Below are 20,030 nucleotides of genomic sequence, written 5' to 3'. Positions count from 1 at the left end.
TGGGGCGGTTGTGACGTCAGGGGATGAGAATGCGGGGTGGTGAGCGTTGGAGATGGGCGTGGCGGACGGATATCACGGTGGGCTGGGTGTGCTGCTGGATGGCCGGAGGCTGTCGCCCGTGCAACGGCGGATCGCGCACTACCTCAGCGAGCATCTCGACGAGGCGATCTTCCTGTCCAGCGTGGAGCTGGCCGAGCGGGCAGGGGTGAGCCAGCCGTCCGTGACCCGGTTCGCCATGGTTCTGGGGTTCGCCGGATATCCCGAGCTGCGCCAGGCGTTGCGCCCGCTGGTCCTGGGCGGGGGCGGAGTTGAGGTCCCGCAGGAGAGCCTGCTGCGCGGGGCCATCGACTGCGAGATCCGTAATCTCGCACTTGTCAGGGAGCGGCTGGCGACGTTCCCGCTCAAGGAGCTGGGCGAGCAGCTGGCCGCCACCGAGCCGCTGCCCGTCGTGGGGCTGCGGGTCTCGTGCGGGCTGGCCACCACCTTCGCCTACTACGCCCGCCGCATCCACCCCGACGTGCGGCTGCTCACGCACGGCGGGTCGGAGCTGGTGGACGGGCTGCACGCCGCGCGCAGGGCGGGCGCGGAGTGGGTGGTGGCCGTGGTCCTGCCGAGGTACCCGGCGGAGGCCGTGCAGGCCCTCGAGTATGCGGAGAAGCTGGGGCTGCGGGTGGCGGCTATAACTGATAAATCCGATTTCCCGGCTGAGGTCGTGCTGGACGCGCCCGTCGGCGACCGGCTCGTGTTCGATTCGCACGCGGCGCCGCTGGCCCTGGCCATGGCCCTGGTCGAGGCCATGGCCGACGCCGCGCCGCTGCGCACCCAGGCTCGGCTCGAGGAATACGAGCGGATGACCGACGAGACCGGTACGTTCCTATCCGGCGGTCCAATTCCTCCCCAGCCTGACGGCGGGGCTTCCTCGGGGGTGTCTGATGAATGAACGACCGACGGCGCTGGTCACCGGCGCTTCGCGGGGGATCGGCGCGGCCGTGGCCAAGGCCCTGGGCCCCACGCATCACGTGATACTCAACGGCCGGGACGAGGAGTCGCTGGCCGCCGTGGCGGCCGAGCTGCCCGACGCGCGGCCCTGGCCGGTGGAGCTGACGAGGGTCGCGGAGCCGGACGTCGCCGGGATCGACCGGCTCGACGTGCTGGTGCACTCCGCCGGGATCAACCGCATGGGCAGGATCGCCGACCTGGCCGCCGACGCCTGGCGCGAGACGCTGGAGGTGAACGTCGTCGCGGTCGCCGAGCTGACCAGGCTGCTCCTGCCCGCGCTCAGGCGGGCCGGCGGGCACGTCGTCTGCGTCAACTCGGGCTCGGGGCAGCGGGCCAACCCCGAATGGGGTGCGTACGCCGCCAGCAAGTTCGCGCTGAAGGCGTTCGCCGACGCGCTCCGGCTGGAGGAGCCCGAGCTCAGGGTCACCACCGTCTACCCCGGCCGGACCGCCACCGACATGCAGCGCGAGCTGCGCCGGTACGAGGGCGGCGAGTTCGAGCCCGAGAAGTACCTCAAGCCGGAGTCCGTGGCGCGGGCCGTGCTCGCCGTCGTCACCGCGGGCCCCGACGCCCACCTCACCGAGCTGACCCTGCGGCCCAGAGGCGGCCCGGTCAACTAGCTGAATGGATCCATTCACTACAGTGATGCCATGCTGCTTGAACCACTCGCGCACATAGGACGGGATCCGGCGACCGGGGGCTACGTCAGGGACGCCTGGTCGGACGCTGACATGGAGCTGCGCGAGTGGTTCGCGGGCGAGGCCCGGCGCAGGGGGCTCGACCTGCGCGAAGACCGCAACGGCAACCTCTGGGCCTGGTGGGGTGCTCCCTCACGCGAGCGTCCAGGGGTCGTCACCGGGAGCCATCTCGACTCCGTACGGCAGGGCGGCGCGTACGACGGGCCGCTCGGAGTCGTGTCGGCCTTCGCGGCGCTGGACCTCCTCCGGCAACGGGGAACGAAACCGGCCGTGCCGGTCGGGGTCGTGTGCTTCACCGACGAGGAGGGCGCCAGGTTCGGGGTGCCGTGCATGGGGTCGCGGCTGCTCACGGGCGTGCTGGAGCCGGGCAGGGCGCTCGCGCTCACGGACGACTCCGGCGACACGCTGGCGGACGTCCTGACGAAGGCGGGGCGGGCGCCGTACGAGATCGGGCGGGACGACGAGACGCTCGCCATGGTCGGCACGTTCGTGGAGCTCCACGTCGAGCAGGGCCGCGGCCTCGTCGACGAGGGGCGGCCGGTCGGGGTGGCCCAGGCGATCTGGCCGCACGGGCGGTGGCGGTTCGACTTCCACGGCCGGGCCGACCACGCGGGCACCACGCGGCTGGCCGACCGGGACGACCCGATGCTGCCGTTCGCCCGCATGGTGCTGGCCGCCCGCGCGGCCGCGGCGGAGCGCGGGGTGGTGGCGACGGTGGGCAAGGTACGCGTCTCGCCCGGCAACGCCAACGCGATCCCCGGCCTCGTCTCGGCCTGGCTCGACGCCCGCGGCGCGGACGAGAGCGCCGTACGCGACCTCGTCGCCGAGCTGGCGCGCGCGGCAGCCGAAGCGGCCGGCCCAGAAGTCCCGCCCCCGGCGGGCCACGGCGCGGGCGGGCGGGTCGAGGTCCGGGAGGAGTCGTGGACGCCGGTGGTCGACTTCGGCGTGGCGCTCAGGGAACGGCTGGCCCGGGTCGCGGGGGGCGACACGCCCGCGCCCATCCTGCCCACGGGAGCGGGCCACGACGCGGGAATCCTGGCCACGGCGGGCGTTCCGAGCGCGATGTTGTTCGTCAGGAACCCCACCGGTGTGTCCCACTCTCCCCACGAGCACGCCGAGCAGGCAGACTGCGAGGCGGGGGTCATCGCACTCGCGGACGTGCTGGAGGATCTGTGTCGCTGACCTACTGGTGTGAGCAGGCCTGGCTGCCCGACGGCGTCGCGGAAGGCGTGCTCATCGAGGTCGAGGGCGCCAGGATCGCGAGCATCGGCCAGGGCCCGCCGGGCCCGGCCGAGCGACTGCCGGGGCTGACCGTCCCCGGACTGGCCAACGCCCACTCCCACGCCTTCCACCGGGCCCTTCGCGGCATCGTCCAGGAGGGCAAGGGCGACTTCTGGACCTGGCGCGAGCAGATGTACGAGGTGGCGGCGGCACTCGATCCCGACTCCTACCTCCGCCTGGCCACGGCCGTCTACGCCGAGATGGCGCTGGCCGGGGTGACCTGCGTGGGCGAGTTCCACTATCTGCACCACGCGCCGGACGGCCGCCCGTACGACGACTCCAACGCGATGGGCCACGCCCTGATCCGCGCGGCCCGCGACGCGGGCCTGCGCATCACGCTGCTCGACACCTGCTACCTGTCCGGCGGCATCGGCGCCCCGCTCTCCGGCGCGCAGCTGCGCTTCAGCGACGGGTCCGCCGAGGGCTGGGCCTCCAGGGCCGAGGAGCTGGCGGGGGCGTACGAGGGGCAGCTCGACGTGGAGATCGGCGCGGCCATCCACTCGGTACGCGCGGTGCCGCCCGAGCAGATGCCGGCCGTGGTCGACTTCTCCCATCGGTACGCGGCGCCGCTGCACATGCACGTGTCCGAGCAGCCGGCGGAGAACACCGCGTGCGTCGAGATGTACGCGGCCACGCCGGTCCAGGTGCTGCACGAGCGGGGCGCGCTCGGCCCGCGCTCGACCGCGGTGCACGCCACCCACCTGACCGACGTGGACATCGAGCTGATCTCGCAGTCCGGCACGTACATCTGCATGTGCCCCACCACCGAACGCGACCTCGCCGACGGCATCGGCCCGGCCAGGGCGTCGGCCGACCGGGGCGCGCAGATCACGCTCGGCTCCGACAGCCACGCCATGATCGACCTGTTCGAGGAGGCCAGGGCCGTGGAGCTGGACGAGCGGCTGGGCAGCGGCAAGCGCGGCAACTGGAGCGCCGCCGAGCTGCTCGCCGCCGCCACGGGCAGGGGCCACACCTCACTCGGCTTCCCCGACGCGGGCCTGCTCGTGCCCGGCGCCTGGGCCGACCTGGTGTCGGTACGGCTCGACTCCGTGCGTACGGCGGGCGCGCGCGGACTGGAGGCCGTGGTGTACGCGGCCACGGCGGCGGACGTGCACTCGGTGGTCTCCGGCGGCCGCCGGATCGTCACGGACGGGCGGCACGAGCTCGGCGACGTCGGATCCCTGCTGGCTGAGGCGATTGGGAGCGTGCGATGACCACGACGCTGATCGACGGGATCGGGCTGCTCTACACGGGCGACCCCGAACGCGAGGAGATCGAGGACGCGGCGCTCGTCCTGGACGACGAGCTGGTCGCCTGGGTCGGGCCCGCTGATCGGGCTCCCGACGCCGACGAGCGGGTGGACGTCGAGGGCCGGGCCGTCATCCCCGGCTTCGTGGACAGCCACGCCCATCTGGTCTTCGCCGGTGACCGGACGGCCGAGTTCCAGGCCCGCATGTCCGGCGAGCCGTACACGGGGGGCGGCATCAGGACCACGGTCGCCGCCACCCGGCGGGCCGGCGACGCCGAGCTGGCCGCCCGTACGCTGGGCCTGGTCAACGAGATGCTCGCCCAGGGCACGACCACCGTGGAGATCAAGAGCGGGTACGGCCTGACCGTCGCGGACGAGCGGCGCGCGCTGAGGATCGCCGCCAGGCTGACCGACGAGACGACGTTCCTGGGTGCGCACGTCGTGCCCGCGGACATGGACGCCGACTCCTACGTACGGCTCGTCGCGGGGGAGATGCTCGACGCGTGCGCACCGTACGCGAAATGGGTGGACGTCTTCTGCGAGCGCGGGGCGTTCGACGGCGACCAGACGCGCGAGATCCTGGGCGCCGGGCTCAAGGCGGGGCTGGGGGCCAGGGTGCACGCCAACCAGCTCGGGGAGGGGCCCGGCGTGCGGATCGCCTGCGAGCTGGGCGCGGCCTCCGCCGACCACTGCACCCACCTGACGCCGGCCGACGTGGACGCCCTGGCGTCCTCGGACACCGTGGCGACGCTGCTGCCCGGGGCCGAGTTCTCGACGCGCTCGCCGTACCCTGACGCGCGGCGGCTGATCGACGCGGGGGCGACCGTGGCGCTGGCGACCGACTGCAACCCGGGGTCGTCGTTCACGTCGTCGATGGCCTTCTGCGTGGCGCTGGCGGTGCGCGAGATGCGGATGACGCCGCTGGAGGCGGTCAGGGCGGCGACGTACGGCGGAGCACGCGCGCTACGGCGCACGGACGTAGGCTGGCTGCGGCCCGGGGCCCGCGCGGACGTGGTCGTGCTCGACGCCCCCTCCTATGTACACCTGGCCTACCGGCCCGGCGTCCCCCTCGTTCACCAGGTGTTTCACGACGGTCTCCTCCTTGAGTAGGACATCCAGAACCATCCCTCGGACGTAGTGCTTTAGGGAATCTTTGCTTCTGGCCGGACGTTGGCCGGGTATAGAACGCAGCTGCGGAACGAGGTGCCTGGGGATGGCAAGGCCTACGGGGAGTCGCACGCAGGAGCAGCACGTCGCGGAGCGCGATCTGCTGGGGACATACCTGGCTGAGATCGGCCGGGTCCCGCTGCTCACGGCGGAGGAAGAGGTGGAGCTCGCCAAGCGGATAGAGGCGGGTCTCTTCGCTGAGCAGCTGCTCGACAGCGGGGGCTCGGAGCCGCGGATCGGGGACGCGGCCGACGAGGAGCTGGAGCGCCTGGCCATCTCGGGCCAGCGGGCCAAGGACGAGTTCATCCAGGCCAACCTGCGCCTGGTGGTGGCGGTGGCCAGGAAATACTCGGGGCGGGGGATGCCCCTGATCGATCTGGTGCAGGAGGGCAACCTGGGGCTGGTGCGGGCGGTCGAGAAGTTCGACTACCGGCGGGGGTACAAGTTCTCGACGTACGCGACCTGGTGGATCCGGCAGTCGGTGGGCCGCGCCATCCACGAGCAGGCCCGCCCGGTCCGCCTGCCCACGCACGCGGGGGAGCAGATGACCCGGCTGATGCGGGTCCGGCGCGACATGCTGGCCGAGTTCGACGCCGAGCCGACCGATGACGACCTCGCCGAGATCCTCGACCTGCCGATCGAGCGCGTGCGCGAGCTGCGGCGCTGGGCGTCCGACCCGGTCTCGCTCCAGCTCGGGGTGGGGGACGAGGACGAGACGGAGCTCGGCGACATGATCGCCGACGAGACGTGGGCCGATCCCGAGCAGCAGGCCATCGACATCCTCGAGCGGGAGCGCCTGGACCAGTGGCTGACCGGCCTCGAGGGGCCGACCAGCGAGATGCTGCGGTGGCGCTACGGGCTGGTGGACGGGCGCGAGCACACGCTGACCGAGGTGGGCGAGCGCTACGGCATCGGCCGTGACCGCGCCCGCCGCATCGAGCGCGACGCGCTGGCCCGCCTACGCAAGATGGCCACCGCCGCCGCCTGACCCACACCACGGCACGCACGCGCCCGCGACTGCCCGCCGCGCCCATGACACGTGGGGTGGCGCGTTCAGCGCGGGTGCGCGCGCGCCCCGTGGCGGCATCGCCGTGGTCCGTTGCGCCACGCCGGTGGTTCGTTGCGCCGCGCCGGTGTGTCGGTGCGTCAGCCGTGCGGGCCTGGGCGTTTCTCCGTCGCGAGCGTGACCTGACAGATGTCATACGGGGCCCATGACTCAGGCGACTACAAGCCTGCCCCGGCCGGCGCGAGACTTGTGGCAAGTCGAGCGTTGACAGAGGCTGGAGGCCTAATGCCGGGCACGAGCGTAGAGCTGTCGCCCCATGGCGCAAGCGCCCCCGCGTTCACCCAAGTGAAAGCTAATTTTGAGCTTGTTGCCAAATATGGCGACAACGTGCCGCTCTACCTGTTCTCTGACCTGTTCCTCCGCGCGCCCGCGCTGCGCGAGCTGTTCCCCGTCCACATGCGCCGCCAGCGCGAGCGGCTGATGACGGCGCTGTCGTACGTCGTGGAGCATGCGCAGAACCTGTCGGAGATCACGCCTTACCTGCACCAGCTCGCGCGTAGCCACCGGAAGTTCGGCATCCAGGGCGTGCACTACGAGCAGTGGAGCGCCAGTCTGGTGCACACCATGCAGCGCTTTTCGGGAAATCTGTGGAATGAGGCGATCGAGGAGGAGTGGCGGGACTTCCTGTCCCTGCTGACCCGGACGCTGGCGGAAGGGGCGCGGCAGGACGCCAGCCTCCGACCTCCGTACTGGACGGCCGAGGTGATCAGCCACGAGCGGAGAAGCGTGGATGTGGCGGTGCTGCGGCTGCTGGTGGACCGGCCCTTCAAGTACGTCCCAGGACAGTCTGCGCCCGTGGCGGTCAAGCAGTGGCCCAACATGTGGCGCTACTACTCGATGGCCAACGTGCCGCGCCGTGACAACACCATCGAGCTGCACGTCAAGGCGGGCGGCGCGGTGAGCCGCGCGCTGGTCTGCGACGTACGCGAGGGCGAGGTCGTGAAGCTGGGCGCACCCGTCGGCACCTTCACGCTCAACCCGAACACGGGGCGCAACATCCTGCTCATCGCGGGCGGCACCGGGTTCGCCCCGATCAAAGCCATTCTCGAGCACGTCACCAAGCTGCCGGTGCCGCCGTGGGTGTCGGTGTTCGCCGGTGCGCGAGAGCCCGACGGGCTGTACGACCTCGACGTGCTGCGTAGCTGGGAGGAGAAGTTCCCCTGGCTCACTGTCCGCGCGGCGCTGTCGGAGCTGGAGGACCAGAACGTGGCCACCACGGGCACCGTGGGCGAGGCCGTCAGCCGCTATGGCCGTTGGGAGGGCTACGACGCCTACGTGTGCGGCCCGCCGGGCATGGTCGACAACACGGTGGCCATGCTGCGGGCGAACGGCTTCAGCGACAGCCGCATCCGACTGGAGAGATTCGCTACCGCCGTCACGCCTTCCCGGAGGTTTGCCACATGAACGACTCGATGGAACCGTTTCCCCCGCCGGGCCGGCCGCTGAACGGCAACGGGCACGGCGCGGCCCAGGACCTGATGCCGTGGGCCGAGGAAACGGCCGGCGACAACAGCAACGCCGGCGGCGACAACAACGGATGGCAGGAGGACGCCTGGGAGGAGCCGCAGTGGGACGAGCCCCAGGCGCGGGGCGACGACCTCCCCGCTGAGCGGCTGAGCCCGTCGGTGCTGCGTTCGGTGGTGTTCCGCCGTGCCCCACTGGGCAAGCGCGGCCTGGACGAGCACCAGGTCAACCACCTCCTCGATCGGGTCGAGGCCGAGCTGGTACGGCTGACGCAGGAGAAGAAGGCGCTGGAGGCCGAGGTCAAGCTGCTGCGCGACGCCGCGACGCGGCAGGCGGAGAGCCGGCCGGAGCCCGCCGCACCTCCCAAGGAGCAGCCGCAGGCCAAGGCCAGGGAGACCGGGCTGGCCCGCGTCGACCCGAACGAGCAGGCCGCGTCGCGTGCGGTGGCCAACCGTGTCCAGGAGGCGCATGTATACGCCGCGAGCCTGCTCTCGCAGGCCCAGCAGACCGCCGACCAGTACATCCAGGACGCCCAGCGCTACAGCCGGGAGCTGATCGAGGACGCGCTGCTCAGGCGTGGCACGATGCTGGCCAAGGCGGCCGACGAGCAGGGCATCGACAGTGACGAGTCGCTGGGACGGGAGGTCGCCCGGTTGCGCGCGGCCAACCAGACGTATCGCGGCAAGCTGCGCGACCACTTCGAGCTGATGCTGATGAACCTCGACGAGTGGGAGACGGCGGAAGGGATCGGCGGCGGCCCGGCGTGACCGCGTACCGACGCCTCGTCGTGGTCCTCGGGGCCACGGGGCTGATCGGCTCGCAGGTCGCCGCCCTGCTCGCGGACCGGGACATCAGGCTGCGCCTGGTCGCCTCGCGTGAGCCGCCGCGGCTCACCGGCAGGGCGGAGACGGAGACCGCCGCGGCGGACCTCACCGCGCAGGATCAGGTCGCCTCGGCGGTGGCGGGCGCCGACGCCGTCTTCCACCTCGTGGCCCGCCACGACGGCGCGCGGGCCTGGCGCGTGGCCGAGGGCGACGACACGGGCGAGCGGGTCAACGTCGGCATCCTGATCGACGTGCTCGCCGCGATCCGGCGCGCGAGACCTGTCGTGGTGTTCGCCGGCTCGACGTCGCAGTCAGGCGCGGCGGGCCGCATCGACGGCACCGAGCCGGACCGCCCGGCAAGCCTCTACGACCGGCAGAAACTGGCCGCCGAGACCGCGCTCATGCGCGCGACGTCGGACGGGCTCGTGCGTGGCGTCTCCGTACGGCTGCCCACCGTGTACGGCTGCCGCCCCGACGGCGCCGAACGCGGCGTGGTGTCCGCCATGGTGCGCCGTGCCCTGACCGGCGAGCCGCTGCAGATGTGGGGAGACGGGCGGATGAAACGCGACCTGCTGCACGCGCGCGACGCGGCAGGCGCCCTGGTGGCCGCGCTCGACCACGCCGGCACGCTGGCGGGACGGCACTGGGTGGTGGGCACGGGACGTCCGGTGCCGGTCGCCACCCTGTTCGGGCTGGTCGCGAGGACGGTCGGCGAGCACACGGGCCGCCGGCCCGTGCCGCTGCGATCCGTGCCGCCGCCCGCGCATGCCACCTCCGGCGACTTTCTGGACGTCGAGATCGACGCGTCGCGCTTCACCGCCGTGACCGGCTGGAGCCCGCGCGTCGAGCTGGACGAAGGACTCGCGGAAACCGTGGCTAACGCGCTGCGGCCATCTCTCGCACCATGCTGTACAAGCACGCGATGAGCGTCCTGGCCTGCACGTTGAGGTAGTGACTGTGCCGCAGCAGCTCGGTCAGCTGCGGCAGGGAAACCCAGCGGAAGTCCGGGTGCGTGTGGTCGGCGTCGGTCTCGACGATGAGGTAGCGGTTGCGCGCGTGATAGAAGCGCCCGCCCTCCTCCGACAGCATGGTGTCGAAGAGCACTCGGCCGGGCGGCGTGCCGAGCACCTCCGCCAGGAACGGCGGAGGTGTGTCGTGGTTGGCGGGAGCGCACTGCACGGTCGGCCCCAGCTCGGCGACATCGGCATAGCCAGGCTCGACCCGGGCCCTGACCAGCACGTGCGGCACGCCGTCGAACCAGTTGAGCAGGAACGCCACGACCCCGGGTGCGGTCGGCTCGATCATCGGCTGCGTCCAGGCGCCCACCTCACGGTCGCTGGCGGTCACGCTCGCCCCCATCACGGCGAAGTACCTGCCCGTCTCGTGGGAGATCGCGCCGCGTTCCCTCCGCCAGCCGCCGACTCGGTCGAGCGGTATCCGCTCGACGTGGATCTCGATCGTCGAGCGCCGCTGGGTGATCCAGCTCAGGATCTCGCCCATGTCGTGCCGGGAACGGCCGGGCATGGCGTGATCGTCCCCCCATACGGACGGCGGCAGGCAGGACAGCACGGTCCTGGTGTCCATGTTCACCACGTCGGGCACCGACAGCAGGTCGAGCACGTCGTCCAGGGCCAGCCAGCGGAAGCCGGGCGACGGCGCGAGGTCGTCGGTGATCTCGATGACCATGTTCCTGTTGCGTTTGCGGTAGAACCAGCTGCCCTGCTCCGACTGCCGCACGTCGCTCAGCACCCGGCCGTCCGGCGAGCGGAACCTGTCCAGGTACGGCACGGGACGCCCGCCGTGCACGCGCGTGTAGTTGCTCCTGGTGGCCTGCACGGTCGGGGACAGCTGGGCCCCGTTGACGTTGCCGGGCTCGTGCTTGGCCTGGAGCAGCAGGTGGGGCACGCCGTCGAGCCGTCTCATGAGGATGCCGAGCACGCCCACTTCGGGCTGGTTGATGATGGGCTGCGCCCACCGTGACACGGGCCCCTCGGGGTAGTGGACGTCCACCCCTTCGACGCTGAAGAATTTCCCGCTCGTATGCACCAGGTTGCCGGTGCCGCGGTCCCGGCGCCAGCCGGTGAGTTCGTCCAGTGGAATTCTTTCGGCTTTCATCGCGCCGTGTGCGGAAAGCCAGCGGAGGACATTCATATTCGGCCCACCCTATACGCGTAAACAAGCGCCACATATAGTGGCGTCATGGAAATTGATGTGTGTTGTCGGATCTGTTCTGGGCGGCTGGAACAGGTTGCCGACTTCGGGCGGCAGCCTTTGTCCGACGCGTTTAGAGTGCCAGCGGAACAACGGGCGGAGTTCTTTTTCCGGCTCGCCGTCGGCGTATGCGGTTCGTGCTCCATGGTGCAACTCATGGAGGAGGTGCCGCGTGACCGCATGTTCCATGACGGCTATCCCTATCTGTCCTCGGGCTCGTCGGTGATGCGTGCGCACTTCGCCGGCTTCGCCGAGCGGGTCATGAGCGAATGGAGTGATCCGTTCGTGGTCGAGCTGGGCTGCAACGACGGCGTCATGCTCGGCAACCTCGCCCGCGCGGGCGTCAGGCACCTGGGCGTGGAGCCGTCGGGAGGCGTCGCCGACCGTGCCGCGGCCCAGGGGGTAAGGGTCTGCAAGGAGTTCTTCGAGTCGGGCGTCGCCGAGCGGATCCGCGCCACCGACGGGCCCGCCGATGTGATCTACGCGGCCAACACGCTGTGCCACATCCCCTACGTCGGCTCGATCCTGCGCGGCGTGGCCACGCTGCTCGGCCCCGAGGGCGTGTTCGTGTTCGAGGACCCCTATCTGGGCGACGTCGTCCGCCTGACCTCCTTCGATCAGATCTACGATGAGCATTTCTTCCTCTTTTCCGCCGGTTCGGTGCAGCGGATGGCCGCGCCGTACGGGCTGGAGCTCGTCGATGTCGAGCGGCTGGCCGTCCACGGGGGAGAGGTGAGATACACGCTGGCCAGAAAGGGGGCCAGGGACCAGAGCGCCGCGGTGCGTGAGCTGCTCGCCGACGAGGCCGCGCAGGGCATCGCGGACGCGGCCGCGTTGCGTGCCTTCGCGGGCCGTGCCGCGGACACCCGTGACCGCCTGGTCGCGCTGCTCACCGAGCTGCGCGAGCGCGGCGCGAGCGTCGCCGGGTACGGCGCCACCGCCAAGAGTGCCACCGTGCTCAACTACTGCGGGATCGGGCCTGACCTGATCCCGTTCATCGTCGACACCACCCAGGCCAAGCAGGGCAGGCTCACTCCTGGCTCGCACATCCCGATCAGGGGGCCCGAGGCCTTCCGCGATCCCTACCCCGACTACGCGGTGCTCTTCGCCTGGAACCACGCCGCGGAGATCATGACCAAGGAGCAGGAGTTCCGCGAGGCGGGCGGGCAGTGGATCCGCTACGTGCCGGAGGTCCACGTTGCTTAGCCGGGAACTCGAGGTGCGCGGCGCCTTCGCCTTCCAGCCGGTGGCCTACGCCGACGAGCGCGGCGAGTTCGTCACCGCCTACCAGCGCGCGGACTTCGTGGCCGCGCTCGGGCATCCGCTCTTCCCCGTCGCGCAGGCCAGCCAGAGCACCTCCAGACGCGGCGTGGTGCGCGGCCTGCACTACACGCTGGCGCCGCCGGGAACCGCCAAATACGTGCGGTGCGTCCGCGGCAGGGCGCTCGACCTGGTGGTGGACCTGCGGCTCGGGTCGCCGACCTTTCGCCAGGTCGACCAGGTGGAGCTCAGCGGGAGCGGTCACTGCGCCCTCTACCTGCCGCCCGGCGTCGGGCACGCCTTCGTGGCGCTGGAGGACGACACGGTCATCTCCTACCTGCTGTCAGAGGAGTACGAGCCGCGCAACGAGCTGGCACTCTCGGTGCTGGACCCGGAGCTCGGCCTGCCGCTGCCGCGGGACCTGGAGCTCGTGCTGTCCGAGCGCGACCGTGCCGCGCCCACGTTCGCGCAGGCCGCGGAGCGTGGTCTGCTGCCCGATCACGCCGCGTGCGAGGCGGTGCGGGATGCCTGGTCATAGCACCTTCCGCAACACCGAGATCACCCGTTCCTGCTTCTCCTGCGACAGCGAGGGATACATCGGCAGCGAGAAGATCTCCCCGGCCAGGCGCTCGGTCACCGGCAGGCTGCCCGGCCGGTAGCCCAGATGGGCGAAGCCCGTCATCGTGTGCACCGGCCACGGGTAGCTGATGTTGAGGTGGATGCCCTCGCCCTCGAGGGCCTGGATGATCTGGTCGCGGCGCGGGTGCCGTACGACGTAGACGTAGTACACGTGGTCGTTGCCCGGCGCGGTGGCGGGCAGCACCAGGTCGGTGTCGCCGAGCGCGTCGGCGTAGCGCGCGGCCACGGCCCCGCGCCCGGCGATGTAGCCGTCGAGCCTGCGTAGCTTGCGGCGGAGTATCTCCGCCTGGAGCTCGTCCAGCCGGGCGTTGTGGCCGGGCGTGTCCACGACGTAGTAGCGCTCCGCCATCCCGTAGTAACGCAGCCGGCGCAGGGCGCGGTCCACCGCGTCGTCGTCGGTGACGACCGCGCCACCGTCGCCGTAGGCGCCCAGGACCTTGGTCGGATAGAAGGAGAAGGCGGCGGCATCGCCCATGGATCCGGCGATCACGCCGTCCCGGCGTGCCCCGTGCGCCTGCGCGCAGTCCTCCAGGATCACCAGGCCGTGCCGGTCGGCCAGGCGCCGCAGCGGCGCCATGTCCACGCACTGCCCGTACAGGTGCACGGGCAGCAGGCAGCGGGTCCTGGGCGTGATGGCGGCGGCCACCTGATCCACGTCCATGAGGTACGTGCCGGGGTGCACGTCGACGAAGACCGGGACGGCGCCGACCGCGTCGATGGCCACGACGGTCGGCGCCGCGGTGTTGGACACCGTGATGACCTCGTCACTCTTGCCCACGCCGAGCGCCTGCAGGGCGAGTTTGATCGCGTTGGTGCCGTTGTCGACCCCCGCGCAGTGGCGCAGGCCGTGGTAGGCGGCGAACTCGGACTCGAAGCCCAGCACGCTCTGGCCGAGGATGAGCCTGCCGGATTCGAGGACCTGCTCGACCGCGTCGAGGATGTCCTCTCGCTCGGCGTGGTACTCGGCCAGGTAATCCCAGACGTGCATGAGCTTCTCCTCCGGTAGAGTCGCGTCCGCGGGTTGCGAGAACCAAGCCTCCCGCGCGTGCTGAGCTTCGGCTGGGGGAGGGTTCAAGTACCGAGATCGCGTCGCTCGTACACGAAGATCGCTAGACCGGTGGCGATCGCGACGTACAGGGTGAACATCCCCAGTCCGGGCAGCGGGCCGAGCGGCAGGTTCGCGACGGCCGCCCCGACTGTCTTGAACGGCAGGAACGCCACGACCTCCGGCGGGACGATGTAGGCGAAGATCGCCTCGATGCCAAGCCCCCACACCAGCAGCAGCGAGATCGCCGCGGCGGTGTTGCGGAGCAAGAGCCCGAAAGCCGTGCCGAGGATGGTGGCCAGCGGCACTGCGACCAGGGTCGTCAGCACGACCAGAGTGCCGTCACCGCTCAGCGGCGAATATCCACTGCCGCCCGTCAGCAGCCCGCCCACGTAGGCCAGGAGCGTCGACACCACGCCGACCCCGAACGCGATCACCGCGGCCGCGGTGAACTTGGCCACCAGCACCTGACGCGGCCAGGGAGCCATGACCGCGGTGATGCGGAAGGTGCCGCTGCGCAGATCGCCCGTGGCGATGAGCACGCCGAGGACCACCATCGCGTAGATGACCACTTCCATGGGGAAGGCGACGGCCTGGATCGACGTGCCGAGCGTGGGTATGTTGCCCTGCGCGTCGATTCCGGTGCCGATCCCGGCGGCGATGACCCCGGCGAGCACGATGGCCGTGATCACCGTGATCAGGTAGCTCCTCAGCGTGCGGAACTTGATGATCTCCGCTGACCAGAGACTGGCGAATGTCATGGCCTAGCCCACCTCTCCTCTGATGGCGCTCTTGTCGCCGGTCGCTTGGGTGAAAGCCTTCTGCAGGTTGCGCTCTTCGCGCAGCCCGAAGATGGCGATGCGGTTGTCCCTGGCGATCTCTCCGACCATGACGGCGGTGACGCCGGTGACCTGCAGCCGCTGCGTGCCGACGACGCCGAGCACCCGGCCGCCGGCCTTCGAGATGGCGGCGCTCAGCGCCTCCGGGTTGTCACACTCGACGGTGACCGCGCTGGTCTGGAAGCGCTGGATGAACGCCTGGGCGGAGCCCGCTCCGACGATCTTGCTCTGCGCGATCACCACCAGGTCGTCGACCAGGTCCTCCATCTCCGCCAGCAGGTGGCTGGAGAGGAAGATCGTTCTGCCCTGGTCCCTGAACTGCCCCAGCAGCGCCTTCAGCCAGGCGATGCCGTCGGGATCGAGCCCGTTCATCGGCTCGTCCAGCACGACGATCTCAGGATTGCCCACGAGGGCGATGGCCAGGGCCAGTCGCTGGCGCATGCCGAGCGAGAACCGGCCGACGCGCTGCCCTGCCACCTCGGTCAGCCCCACCCGGTCGAGCAGGGTCTCGGCCTGTCCCTGATCCGCCGCGGCCAGCTTGGCCGCCCACCGCACGCTGTCGATGGCGGTGCGGCTGGGGTGCGCGCACTGCGTGTCGAGCACCGCGCCGATCTTCCGTGCCGGGATGGGCCACTCGTCGATACGCTTGCCGTCGATGAGCGCCTGCCCGCTGGTGGGCTTGTCGAGCCCGAGGAACAGCCGCATCGTGGTGGACTTCCCGGCGCCGTTGGGGCCGAGGAAGCCGGTGATGGCGCCGGGCCGGGCAGTGAACGAGACGTTGCTCACCGCGAGTACAGGACCGTACCGCTTGGTCAGCCCGTCCGCTCTTAACATCGCTTTCATAGTTCGTCCTCTCTTTACCGGTTCTGTGGCCGCAGGAAGGGGAGGCTCGCGCGGTCGTCGTTCAGCGCGCAGTGGAGTGCGAAGAGCACGCCGGCGGCACCGCTGGCCAGGTCGGCCGACAGTCGCAGCGCCTGCTCCCCGATGAACGCGATATGGCCGTCCCACGCCACCGCGTGCCAGGCCAGGTCGTTCAGATGGCGGGCGCGTACGGTTCCGGTCAGGTTCGCCATCGTCAGCACCCCTCCCGCCCGGCCGGTGAACAGCCCGGCGCCCGTCACGACGTGGTTGTCCACCGCTCGGCGCAGATCATCGCGGAACTCGATCAGCTCCGGCTCCGGGAGGTGTGCGGTTAGCAGGTCCGCCACGAGGGCGAGGCCCGCGCCACCCGTGCTGAGCACCGGGTCCCGCCATGGCACGCCTGGCGGTGGCGTGGGACCGCCCACGTCCACCACCTTCATGTCGCGGCGCAGCGCCGTCTCCGCCTGCAGGAGCAGCCGGGGGTCGGGGGCGGCCTCGTACAGGCGGAGGAGGAACAGCGCGATGCCGGCTCCGCCGTGCATCAGGCCAGGCAGCACCGGCCCCCGCGGGGGCAGCGGGTGCTCGATCAGCCAGTCGGCCAGGGACCGCGCCTCCTCGAGCAACTGCCGGTCGCCGGTCTTGGCGGCGAAGTGCAGCAGCGTCAAGCCCATTCCCGGCAGCCCTGAGTACAGCCCTCCGACGGGTGCCTGCTTCGGCTCCAGGCCCCGAACCCGGTCGAGGGTCTGGAGCGCCTGCTCGGGCAGGCCCAGCTCGTCCAGCGCGTACGCGATGCCGCACCAGCCGTCGTAGAAGCCGGGCGGCGCCTCGTCGAGAGCGGACGCTCGGTCGGAGAACCACCGAAGGTGCTCGTCGGGTATGTCGACTCCGGCCTGCCTCAGCGCCCACAGGACACCCGCCGCGCCGTGGGCGAAGTTGACCCCTCCTGAAGGGGCGACGAACTGCGCGACGTCACCCGGATAGAGGCGGTCGGTGCGCTCGGGGGTGGCCGCGGCCAGGATGCCGCCGCCGATGCCCGCGCTGAGCCTGGCCCATGTGCCGGGACCGGGCTGCGGCCACTCCAGGGGCTGCGGCGGGGCGTTCAGGCCCACCAGGGGCGCCCAGTGGGCGTCCGCTCCCAGGTCGGTGCGTACCCGATCGGCGAAGTCGCCGGGCAGCGGGAAATGGTCGGTGATGGTCGTGAGCAGGTGGTCGGCCTTGTCGGCCCCCCAGGGCAGTAGCACGGTCATGGGGAGGAAGATCGAGATCTTCAGGCAGGCCAGGCAGTAGCGGTCGACCGCCGTGCCGCGGTAGGTGGGCGGTGCCACGAAGCCGGGTGCGGCCATCGGCTGCGGGACATTCTCGCTCGCCTCCGTCGTGGCTTCCAGGTCGATGAAGGCGATCGTGTCGTCGGACCGGATGAGAATGTTGGCCGGATGCAGGTCGCTGAAGACCACGCCACGCTCGTGCATGGCCTCTACGGCCTCCTCGACCGTTGCGATGATCTTCATGGCCCATGCGGCGTACTCGGCGAAGTCGGCCGCGCCGCGCTGCGCCCGCATCAGCGGATTGCGGCGTATTACCTCCTTGGCGAGCTGCTGGCCGTCCACATGCTCGCGAACCAGGAAGTAGTGCTCGTGTCCCATGCGATAGTCGATGATCTTGGGGATCCACGGCAGCCCTTCCAGCTTCCGCATCGCCCAGTGCTCCTGCTCCAGGCGGGCGACCGCGTCGCGACCCATCTGGTCGACCCCCGCCAGCGGCCTGGCCTCTTTCAGCACGACGGCCTCGCCCGTCCTCGTGTCGGTGGCGTAGTAGACCCCGCCGCCGTTGGAGAAGTGGAACGCCTTGGTCGCGCGGAAGGGGAAGTCACGCAGCCTCCCCTGGTTTCTGGCCGCCACCGCTTCCTCAAGGCAGGCGGGCAGGGCCGCCCACTCCGGCGGGCGGAACGACGGCCCCCTGACGTCGGGTACGAGCCGCCCGTCCGGGTCCTCCAGGCAGTGGACGATCTCGCCGTTCTCGCCCCTGATGGTGCGCTCGACGAAGGCGCCGTAGCGCACGTAGAGCGGCCCGGAGCGCCAGCGCAGGTCACTCAGGATGTACGGCCCGCGCTCGCCCTCCAGCAGGTCGCCCAGCTCTTTCAGAATCTGTTCCAGCTGCCGCTCGTCGGCGGGATAGATGGTGATGAACTTGCCGGTCGTGCCGCGGTCGCCGTATTTGCCGTTGCGGGCGGCGAGCACCTTCGCGGATTTCAGGAATTTGAAACTGAACCGGCGCGGCACGCAATAGTTCCACACCGTCTCGAGGATTTTCTCCGCATTCTCCGGCGTGGCCGACGAGTGAATCTTCCAGCCCTGCGCCGGCATGCTCTCGACGGGCGCCCGATAAATGGCCCACTCCGCGTTCTCCACGCGCTGCCAGCCCTCCGGCGCGGGCTGCCGAGTGAGCGCGAACCGGTGGTCGGCGCCCCGGTCGACGACGTCGTAGAAAGGCACGCCCGGAGGGGAGTGCTCCATGTACCGCATTAACTCCATGATGGTTACTCCAGTTCGTCACCAGGCGGCAGAGACATAGGTGAGGTAGAGCCAGGTGCCCAGTGGCCGGTGACCCGCCTCGATCCGAGCCAGGCCCTGGCTCTCCCGCGGCGCCTGCGTCACCTCCAGCGGGTAGCCGGCGACGGTGCCGGGCAGTTCGCCGTCGGTGCGGACCGGCAGCATGACCGACAGTGGCACGGAGACCTCGCGTGCCCGGGTCCCGGCGATCGTGGCCGTGCCGGTCCGCTCCTTGAACACCACGCCGTTGCGTAGCAGTTGGACGGTCGCACCCGTCCTGAGCACATCGGGGCCGGAGTCGGTGGTGAGCACCAGCTCAGCCCGGCCGGCTTGGTACCGGTAGCCGCCGCTCACCGAGTAGGGAACCTGCACCAGCGTGAGCAGCGCGGCGACCCCGCCGGCCACGGCCAGCATGGCGAGGGCCGCTCGCCACGCCGGCGCGCCCGCCTGCCTCGCCTCATGCATGCGCAGCAGAAAGCCGTAGACCAGGCGGCCGATGAGCAGACCGACGATGATGAGCAGCGCGACCGTTCCGACAACCCCGAAGCTCCGCAGCAGGTCGCCCCAGATCGAGAGCGCCAGCCCGCCGACGAGGTAGATCGGGAAGAGCTGGCAGGCCAGCCCGTACGGCACCGCCCACCGCACCTGTGGCAGCTCCCGCTCGTACCGCCCGCCGAACAGCAGCCTGGCGGTGTAGCGCCGGGCGTCGATCATGGCTCGCCCGCGCAGATCGGAGATGTCCAGATGGCTCATCAGCGCCAGGTAGCCGTCAAGCTTGATGAAGGGCAGTAGGTTGAGCAGCCCGCTCGCGTAGTTGAACGCGGCGAACAACAGCAGGCCGGCCCCCAGGTCGGAGCCCTGCATGAACAGGGCGACCAGCGACGCCGTCCCGGCAGCCACGAACTGCGTGACGGCGCCTGCCAGCGCCACCCGCACCCGTTGGCGCCGCTCGGGCAGGCGCCAGCCGTCCGAGACGTCGCAGAAGAACGCGGGCAGCAGGTACAGAAGCATGAAGCCCATACGGTTCGGCCGCCCGCCGTAATAGGTGAGCACCGCGCCGTGGGCCAGCTCGTGCAGCATGATGACGACGTAGGTCGCGAGCGCCACGCCTGCGTACACCGGCAGCGGGAGCGGGCCGCCCAGCGTGTCGACCACTGTCCCGCCCATGAACGCCAGCCCTGCCAGCCCGCCGAGCGCCAGCACCGCCGCGACCGCCCCCCAGCCACGCTTGGCCAGTGCGGCGAACAACGGCGCGCAGGCGGCGAGCAGCCGCGCGGGCCGCAGGAGGGTCACCTGGACCGTCAAGGGGGGCACGTACCTCAGCCACTTGAGGCCGCCCGTCCTGCGCAGGCCGTCGTCGAGGAGGTCGGCCCGCTGCAGCTGACCGAGCGCGTAGGTCAGCGTCTCGCCGGTCCACTGCGGGCCCAGGTAGGCGCGGAGCTCTTCGTGGTCGCGGACGCCGTCGAGCGCGCCGGCCAGCTTGGCCAGGTCGGCTCCCACCCTCAGGTAGGAGCCGGGCCGCTCGACGATCCACGGGGCGCCGTCCGCAGACGGCGGATGCACCTGTACGTCCTCGGCGAGTCTGGGCCTGGCGGGGATGGGGGCCAGGTCAGGCTCTTTCCGCCGCATGGTGGCCGTGTCCTGCTCAACCATTGTGCTGGCGGAGGGCCGTGGCGACCAGAAGACCGAAGAACACCAGGAACACGGCGACATCGACGATCAAGAGAGTGACACGCAGCGGCTCCGGCATGCCGACGTTGACGATCACGAGGAGCGCCAGGGCAGACACCAGGACCGCGGCGATCTGCCACGCCATAGCGGAGTTCATCATGCCTCACCTTCGTGAGAGATCTGGGTGGTGGGGGGGGGGGGGGGGCG

18 protein-coding genes are annotated in these 20,030 nt (G+C 70.8%); 11 read left to right on the top strand and 7 right to left on the bottom strand.

Annotation, left to right across the window (positions count from 1 at the left end; translation table 11 throughout):
- Positions 1-58 precede the first annotated feature (58 nt).
- The 9 genes from ABN273_RS19840 to ABN273_RS19800 all read left to right on the top strand — a co-directional run bounded on the left by ABN273_RS19840 (position 59) and on the right by ABN273_RS19800 (position 9,674).
- The gene (locus ABN273_RS19840) at positions 59-940 is read left to right on the top strand and encodes a MurR/RpiR family transcriptional regulator (protein WP_349450409.1); all 882 of its coding nucleotides are present in this window, start codon (positions 59-61) and stop codon (positions 938-940) included.
- Positions 933-1,619 (top strand): SDR family oxidoreductase, encoded by a 687-nt coding sequence (locus ABN273_RS19835; RefSeq protein ID WP_349450408.1) that lies wholly within the window; start codon positions 933-935, stop codon positions 1,617-1,619. Before ABN273_RS19840 ends, ABN273_RS19835 begins: the two co-directional genes overlap by 8 nt.
- Before the next feature lie 30 nt (positions 1,620-1,649).
- Positions 1,650-2,879, top strand: a complete 1,230-nt coding sequence (locus tag ABN273_RS19830; RefSeq protein WP_349450407.1) for an allantoate amidohydrolase — start codon at positions 1,650-1,652, stop codon at positions 2,877-2,879.
- Entirely contained in the window at positions 2,870-4,192 is a 1,323-nt protein-coding gene (locus tag ABN273_RS19825; protein ID WP_349450406.1) for a formimidoylglutamate deiminase, read from the top strand. The genes ABN273_RS19830 and ABN273_RS19825 overlap by 10 nt, the downstream gene beginning before the upstream one ends.
- On the top strand, positions 4,189-5,337 hold the full coding sequence (gene hutI / locus ABN273_RS19820) for an imidazolonepropionase (protein WP_349450405.1): 1,149 nt from the start codon (positions 4,189-4,191) through the stop codon (positions 5,335-5,337). Before ABN273_RS19825 ends, hutI begins: the two co-directional genes overlap by 4 nt.
- A gap of 103 nt (positions 5,338-5,440) precedes the next feature.
- A complete protein-coding gene (locus ABN273_RS19815) occupies positions 5,441-6,382 on the top strand; it encodes a sigma-70 family RNA polymerase sigma factor (RefSeq protein WP_349450404.1) in 942 nt (313 codons plus the stop codon).
- Positions 6,383-6,787: 405 nt separating this feature from the next.
- Entirely contained in the window at positions 6,788-7,864 is a 1,077-nt protein-coding gene (locus tag ABN273_RS19810; protein WP_349450403.1) for a globin domain-containing protein, read from the top strand.
- A complete protein-coding gene (locus ABN273_RS19805; protein WP_349450402.1) occupies positions 7,861-8,691 on the top strand; it encodes a DivIVA domain-containing protein in 831 nt (276 codons plus the stop codon). The genes ABN273_RS19810 and ABN273_RS19805 overlap by 4 nt, the downstream gene beginning before the upstream one ends.
- On the top strand, positions 8,688-9,674 hold the full coding sequence (locus ABN273_RS19800) for an NAD-dependent epimerase/dehydratase family protein (protein WP_349450401.1): 987 nt from the start codon (positions 8,688-8,690) through the stop codon (positions 9,672-9,674). Before ABN273_RS19805 ends, ABN273_RS19800 begins: the two co-directional genes overlap by 4 nt.
- Here the strand turns inward: ABN273_RS19800 and ABN273_RS19795 are convergent.
- Positions 9,625-10,899 (bottom strand): NDP-hexose 2,3-dehydratase family protein, encoded by a 1,275-nt coding sequence (locus ABN273_RS19795; RefSeq protein WP_349450400.1) that lies wholly within the window; start codon positions 10,897-10,899, stop codon positions 9,625-9,627. The two genes, ABN273_RS19800 and ABN273_RS19795, sit on opposite strands and share 50 nt — an antisense overlap.
- A gap of 48 nt (positions 10,900-10,947) precedes the next feature.
- Here ABN273_RS19795 and ABN273_RS19790 point away from each other — a divergent pair, with 48 nt between their 5' ends.
- Together ABN273_RS19790 and ABN273_RS19785 are read left to right on the top strand one after the other, a co-directional pair.
- A complete protein-coding gene (locus ABN273_RS19790) occupies positions 10,948-12,165 on the top strand; it encodes a methyltransferase domain-containing protein (RefSeq protein WP_349450399.1) in 1,218 nt (405 codons plus the stop codon).
- Positions 12,158-12,757, top strand: a complete 600-nt coding sequence (locus ABN273_RS19785; protein WP_349450398.1) for a dTDP-4-dehydrorhamnose 3,5-epimerase family protein — start codon at positions 12,158-12,160, stop codon at positions 12,755-12,757. The genes ABN273_RS19790 and ABN273_RS19785 overlap by 8 nt, the downstream gene beginning before the upstream one ends.
- Here the strand turns inward: ABN273_RS19785 and ABN273_RS19780 are convergent.
- From ABN273_RS19780 to ABN273_RS19755, 6 genes are all read right to left on the bottom strand, one after another.
- Positions 12,752-13,846 (bottom strand): DegT/DnrJ/EryC1/StrS family aminotransferase, encoded by a 1,095-nt coding sequence (locus tag ABN273_RS19780; protein ID WP_349450397.1) that lies wholly within the window; start codon positions 13,844-13,846, stop codon positions 12,752-12,754. The genes ABN273_RS19785 and ABN273_RS19780 overlap by 6 nt on opposite strands.
- Positions 13,847-13,929: 83 nt before the next feature.
- The gene (locus ABN273_RS19775) at positions 13,930-14,664 is read right to left on the bottom strand and encodes a hypothetical protein (protein WP_349450396.1); all 735 of its coding nucleotides are present in this window, start codon (positions 14,662-14,664) and stop codon (positions 13,930-13,932) included.
- Between the two features lie 3 nt (positions 14,665-14,667).
- The gene (locus ABN273_RS19770; RefSeq protein ID WP_349450395.1) at positions 14,668-15,585 is read right to left on the bottom strand and encodes an ABC transporter ATP-binding protein; all 918 of its coding nucleotides are present in this window, start codon (positions 15,583-15,585) and stop codon (positions 14,668-14,670) included.
- Positions 15,586-15,599: 14 nt separating this feature from the next.
- Positions 15,600-18,125, bottom strand: coding sequence for a class III lanthionine synthetase LanKC (lanKC, locus tag ABN273_RS19765; RefSeq protein ID WP_349450394.1), 2,526 nt, complete (start codon positions 18,123-18,125; stop codon positions 15,600-15,602).
- 27 nt (positions 18,126-18,152) lie between these two features.
- On the bottom strand, positions 18,153-19,781 hold the full coding sequence (gene mpaP, locus ABN273_RS19760) for a daptide biosynthesis intramembrane metalloprotease (protein ID WP_349450393.1): 1,629 nt from the start codon (positions 19,779-19,781) through the stop codon (positions 18,153-18,155).
- Positions 19,782-19,797: 16 nt separating this feature from the next.
- Positions 19,798-19,983 (bottom strand): hypothetical protein, encoded by a 186-nt coding sequence (locus ABN273_RS19755; RefSeq protein WP_349450392.1) that lies wholly within the window; start codon positions 19,981-19,983, stop codon positions 19,798-19,800.
- Between the last annotated feature and the right edge of the window lie 47 nt (positions 19,984-20,030).

Origin of the sequence: Nonomuraea sp. B19D2, assembly GCF_040137845.1 — a bacterium.
Taxonomy (GTDB): Bacteria; Actinomycetota; Actinomycetes; order Streptosporangiales; family Streptosporangiaceae; genus Nonomuraea.
Note: the sequence above shows the minus strand (reverse complement) of the source record. Positions and strands in the feature narration are given on the sequence as shown.

Coding starts and splice junctions, on each gene's coding strand:
- ABN273_RS19835 (WP_349450408.1), top strand. CDS start 933: ATGAATGAACGACCGACGGCGCTGGTCACCGGCGCTTCGCGGGGGATC.
- ABN273_RS19830 (WP_349450407.1), top strand. CDS start 1,650: ATGCTGCTTGAACCACTCGCGCACATAGGACGGGATCCGGCGACCGGG.
- hutI (WP_349450405.1), top strand. CDS start 4,189: ATGACCACGACGCTGATCGACGGGATCGGGCTGCTCTACACGGGCGAC.
- ABN273_RS19815 (WP_349450404.1), top strand. CDS start 5,441: ATGGCAAGGCCTACGGGGAGTCGCACGCAGGAGCAGCACGTCGCGGAG.
- ABN273_RS19805 (WP_349450402.1), top strand. CDS start 7,861: ATGAACGACTCGATGGAACCGTTTCCCCCGCCGGGCCGGCCGCTGAAC.
- ABN273_RS19795 (WP_349450400.1), bottom strand. CDS start 10,899: ATGAATGTCCTCCGCTGGCTTTCCGCACACGGCGCGATGAAAGCCGAA.
- ABN273_RS19790 (WP_349450399.1), top strand. CDS start 10,948: ATGGAAATTGATGTGTGTTGTCGGATCTGTTCTGGGCGGCTGGAACAG.
- ABN273_RS19780 (WP_349450397.1), bottom strand. CDS start 13,846: ATGCACGTCTGGGATTACCTGGCCGAGTACCACGCCGAGCGAGAGGAC.
- ABN273_RS19775 (WP_349450396.1), bottom strand. CDS start 14,664: ATGACATTCGCCAGTCTCTGGTCAGCGGAGATCATCAAGTTCCGCACG.
- ABN273_RS19770 (WP_349450395.1), bottom strand. CDS start 15,585: ATGAAAGCGATGTTAAGAGCGGACGGGCTGACCAAGCGGTACGGTCCT.
- lanKC (WP_349450394.1), bottom strand. CDS start 18,125: ATGCGGTACATGGAGCACTCCCCTCCGGGCGTGCCTTTCTACGACGTC.
- mpaP (WP_349450393.1), bottom strand. CDS start 19,781: ATGCGGCGGAAAGAGCCTGACCTGGCCCCCATCCCCGCCAGGCCCAGA.
- ABN273_RS19755 (WP_349450392.1), bottom strand. CDS start 19,983: ATGATGAACTCCGCTATGGCGTGGCAGATCGCCGCGGTCCTGGTGTCT.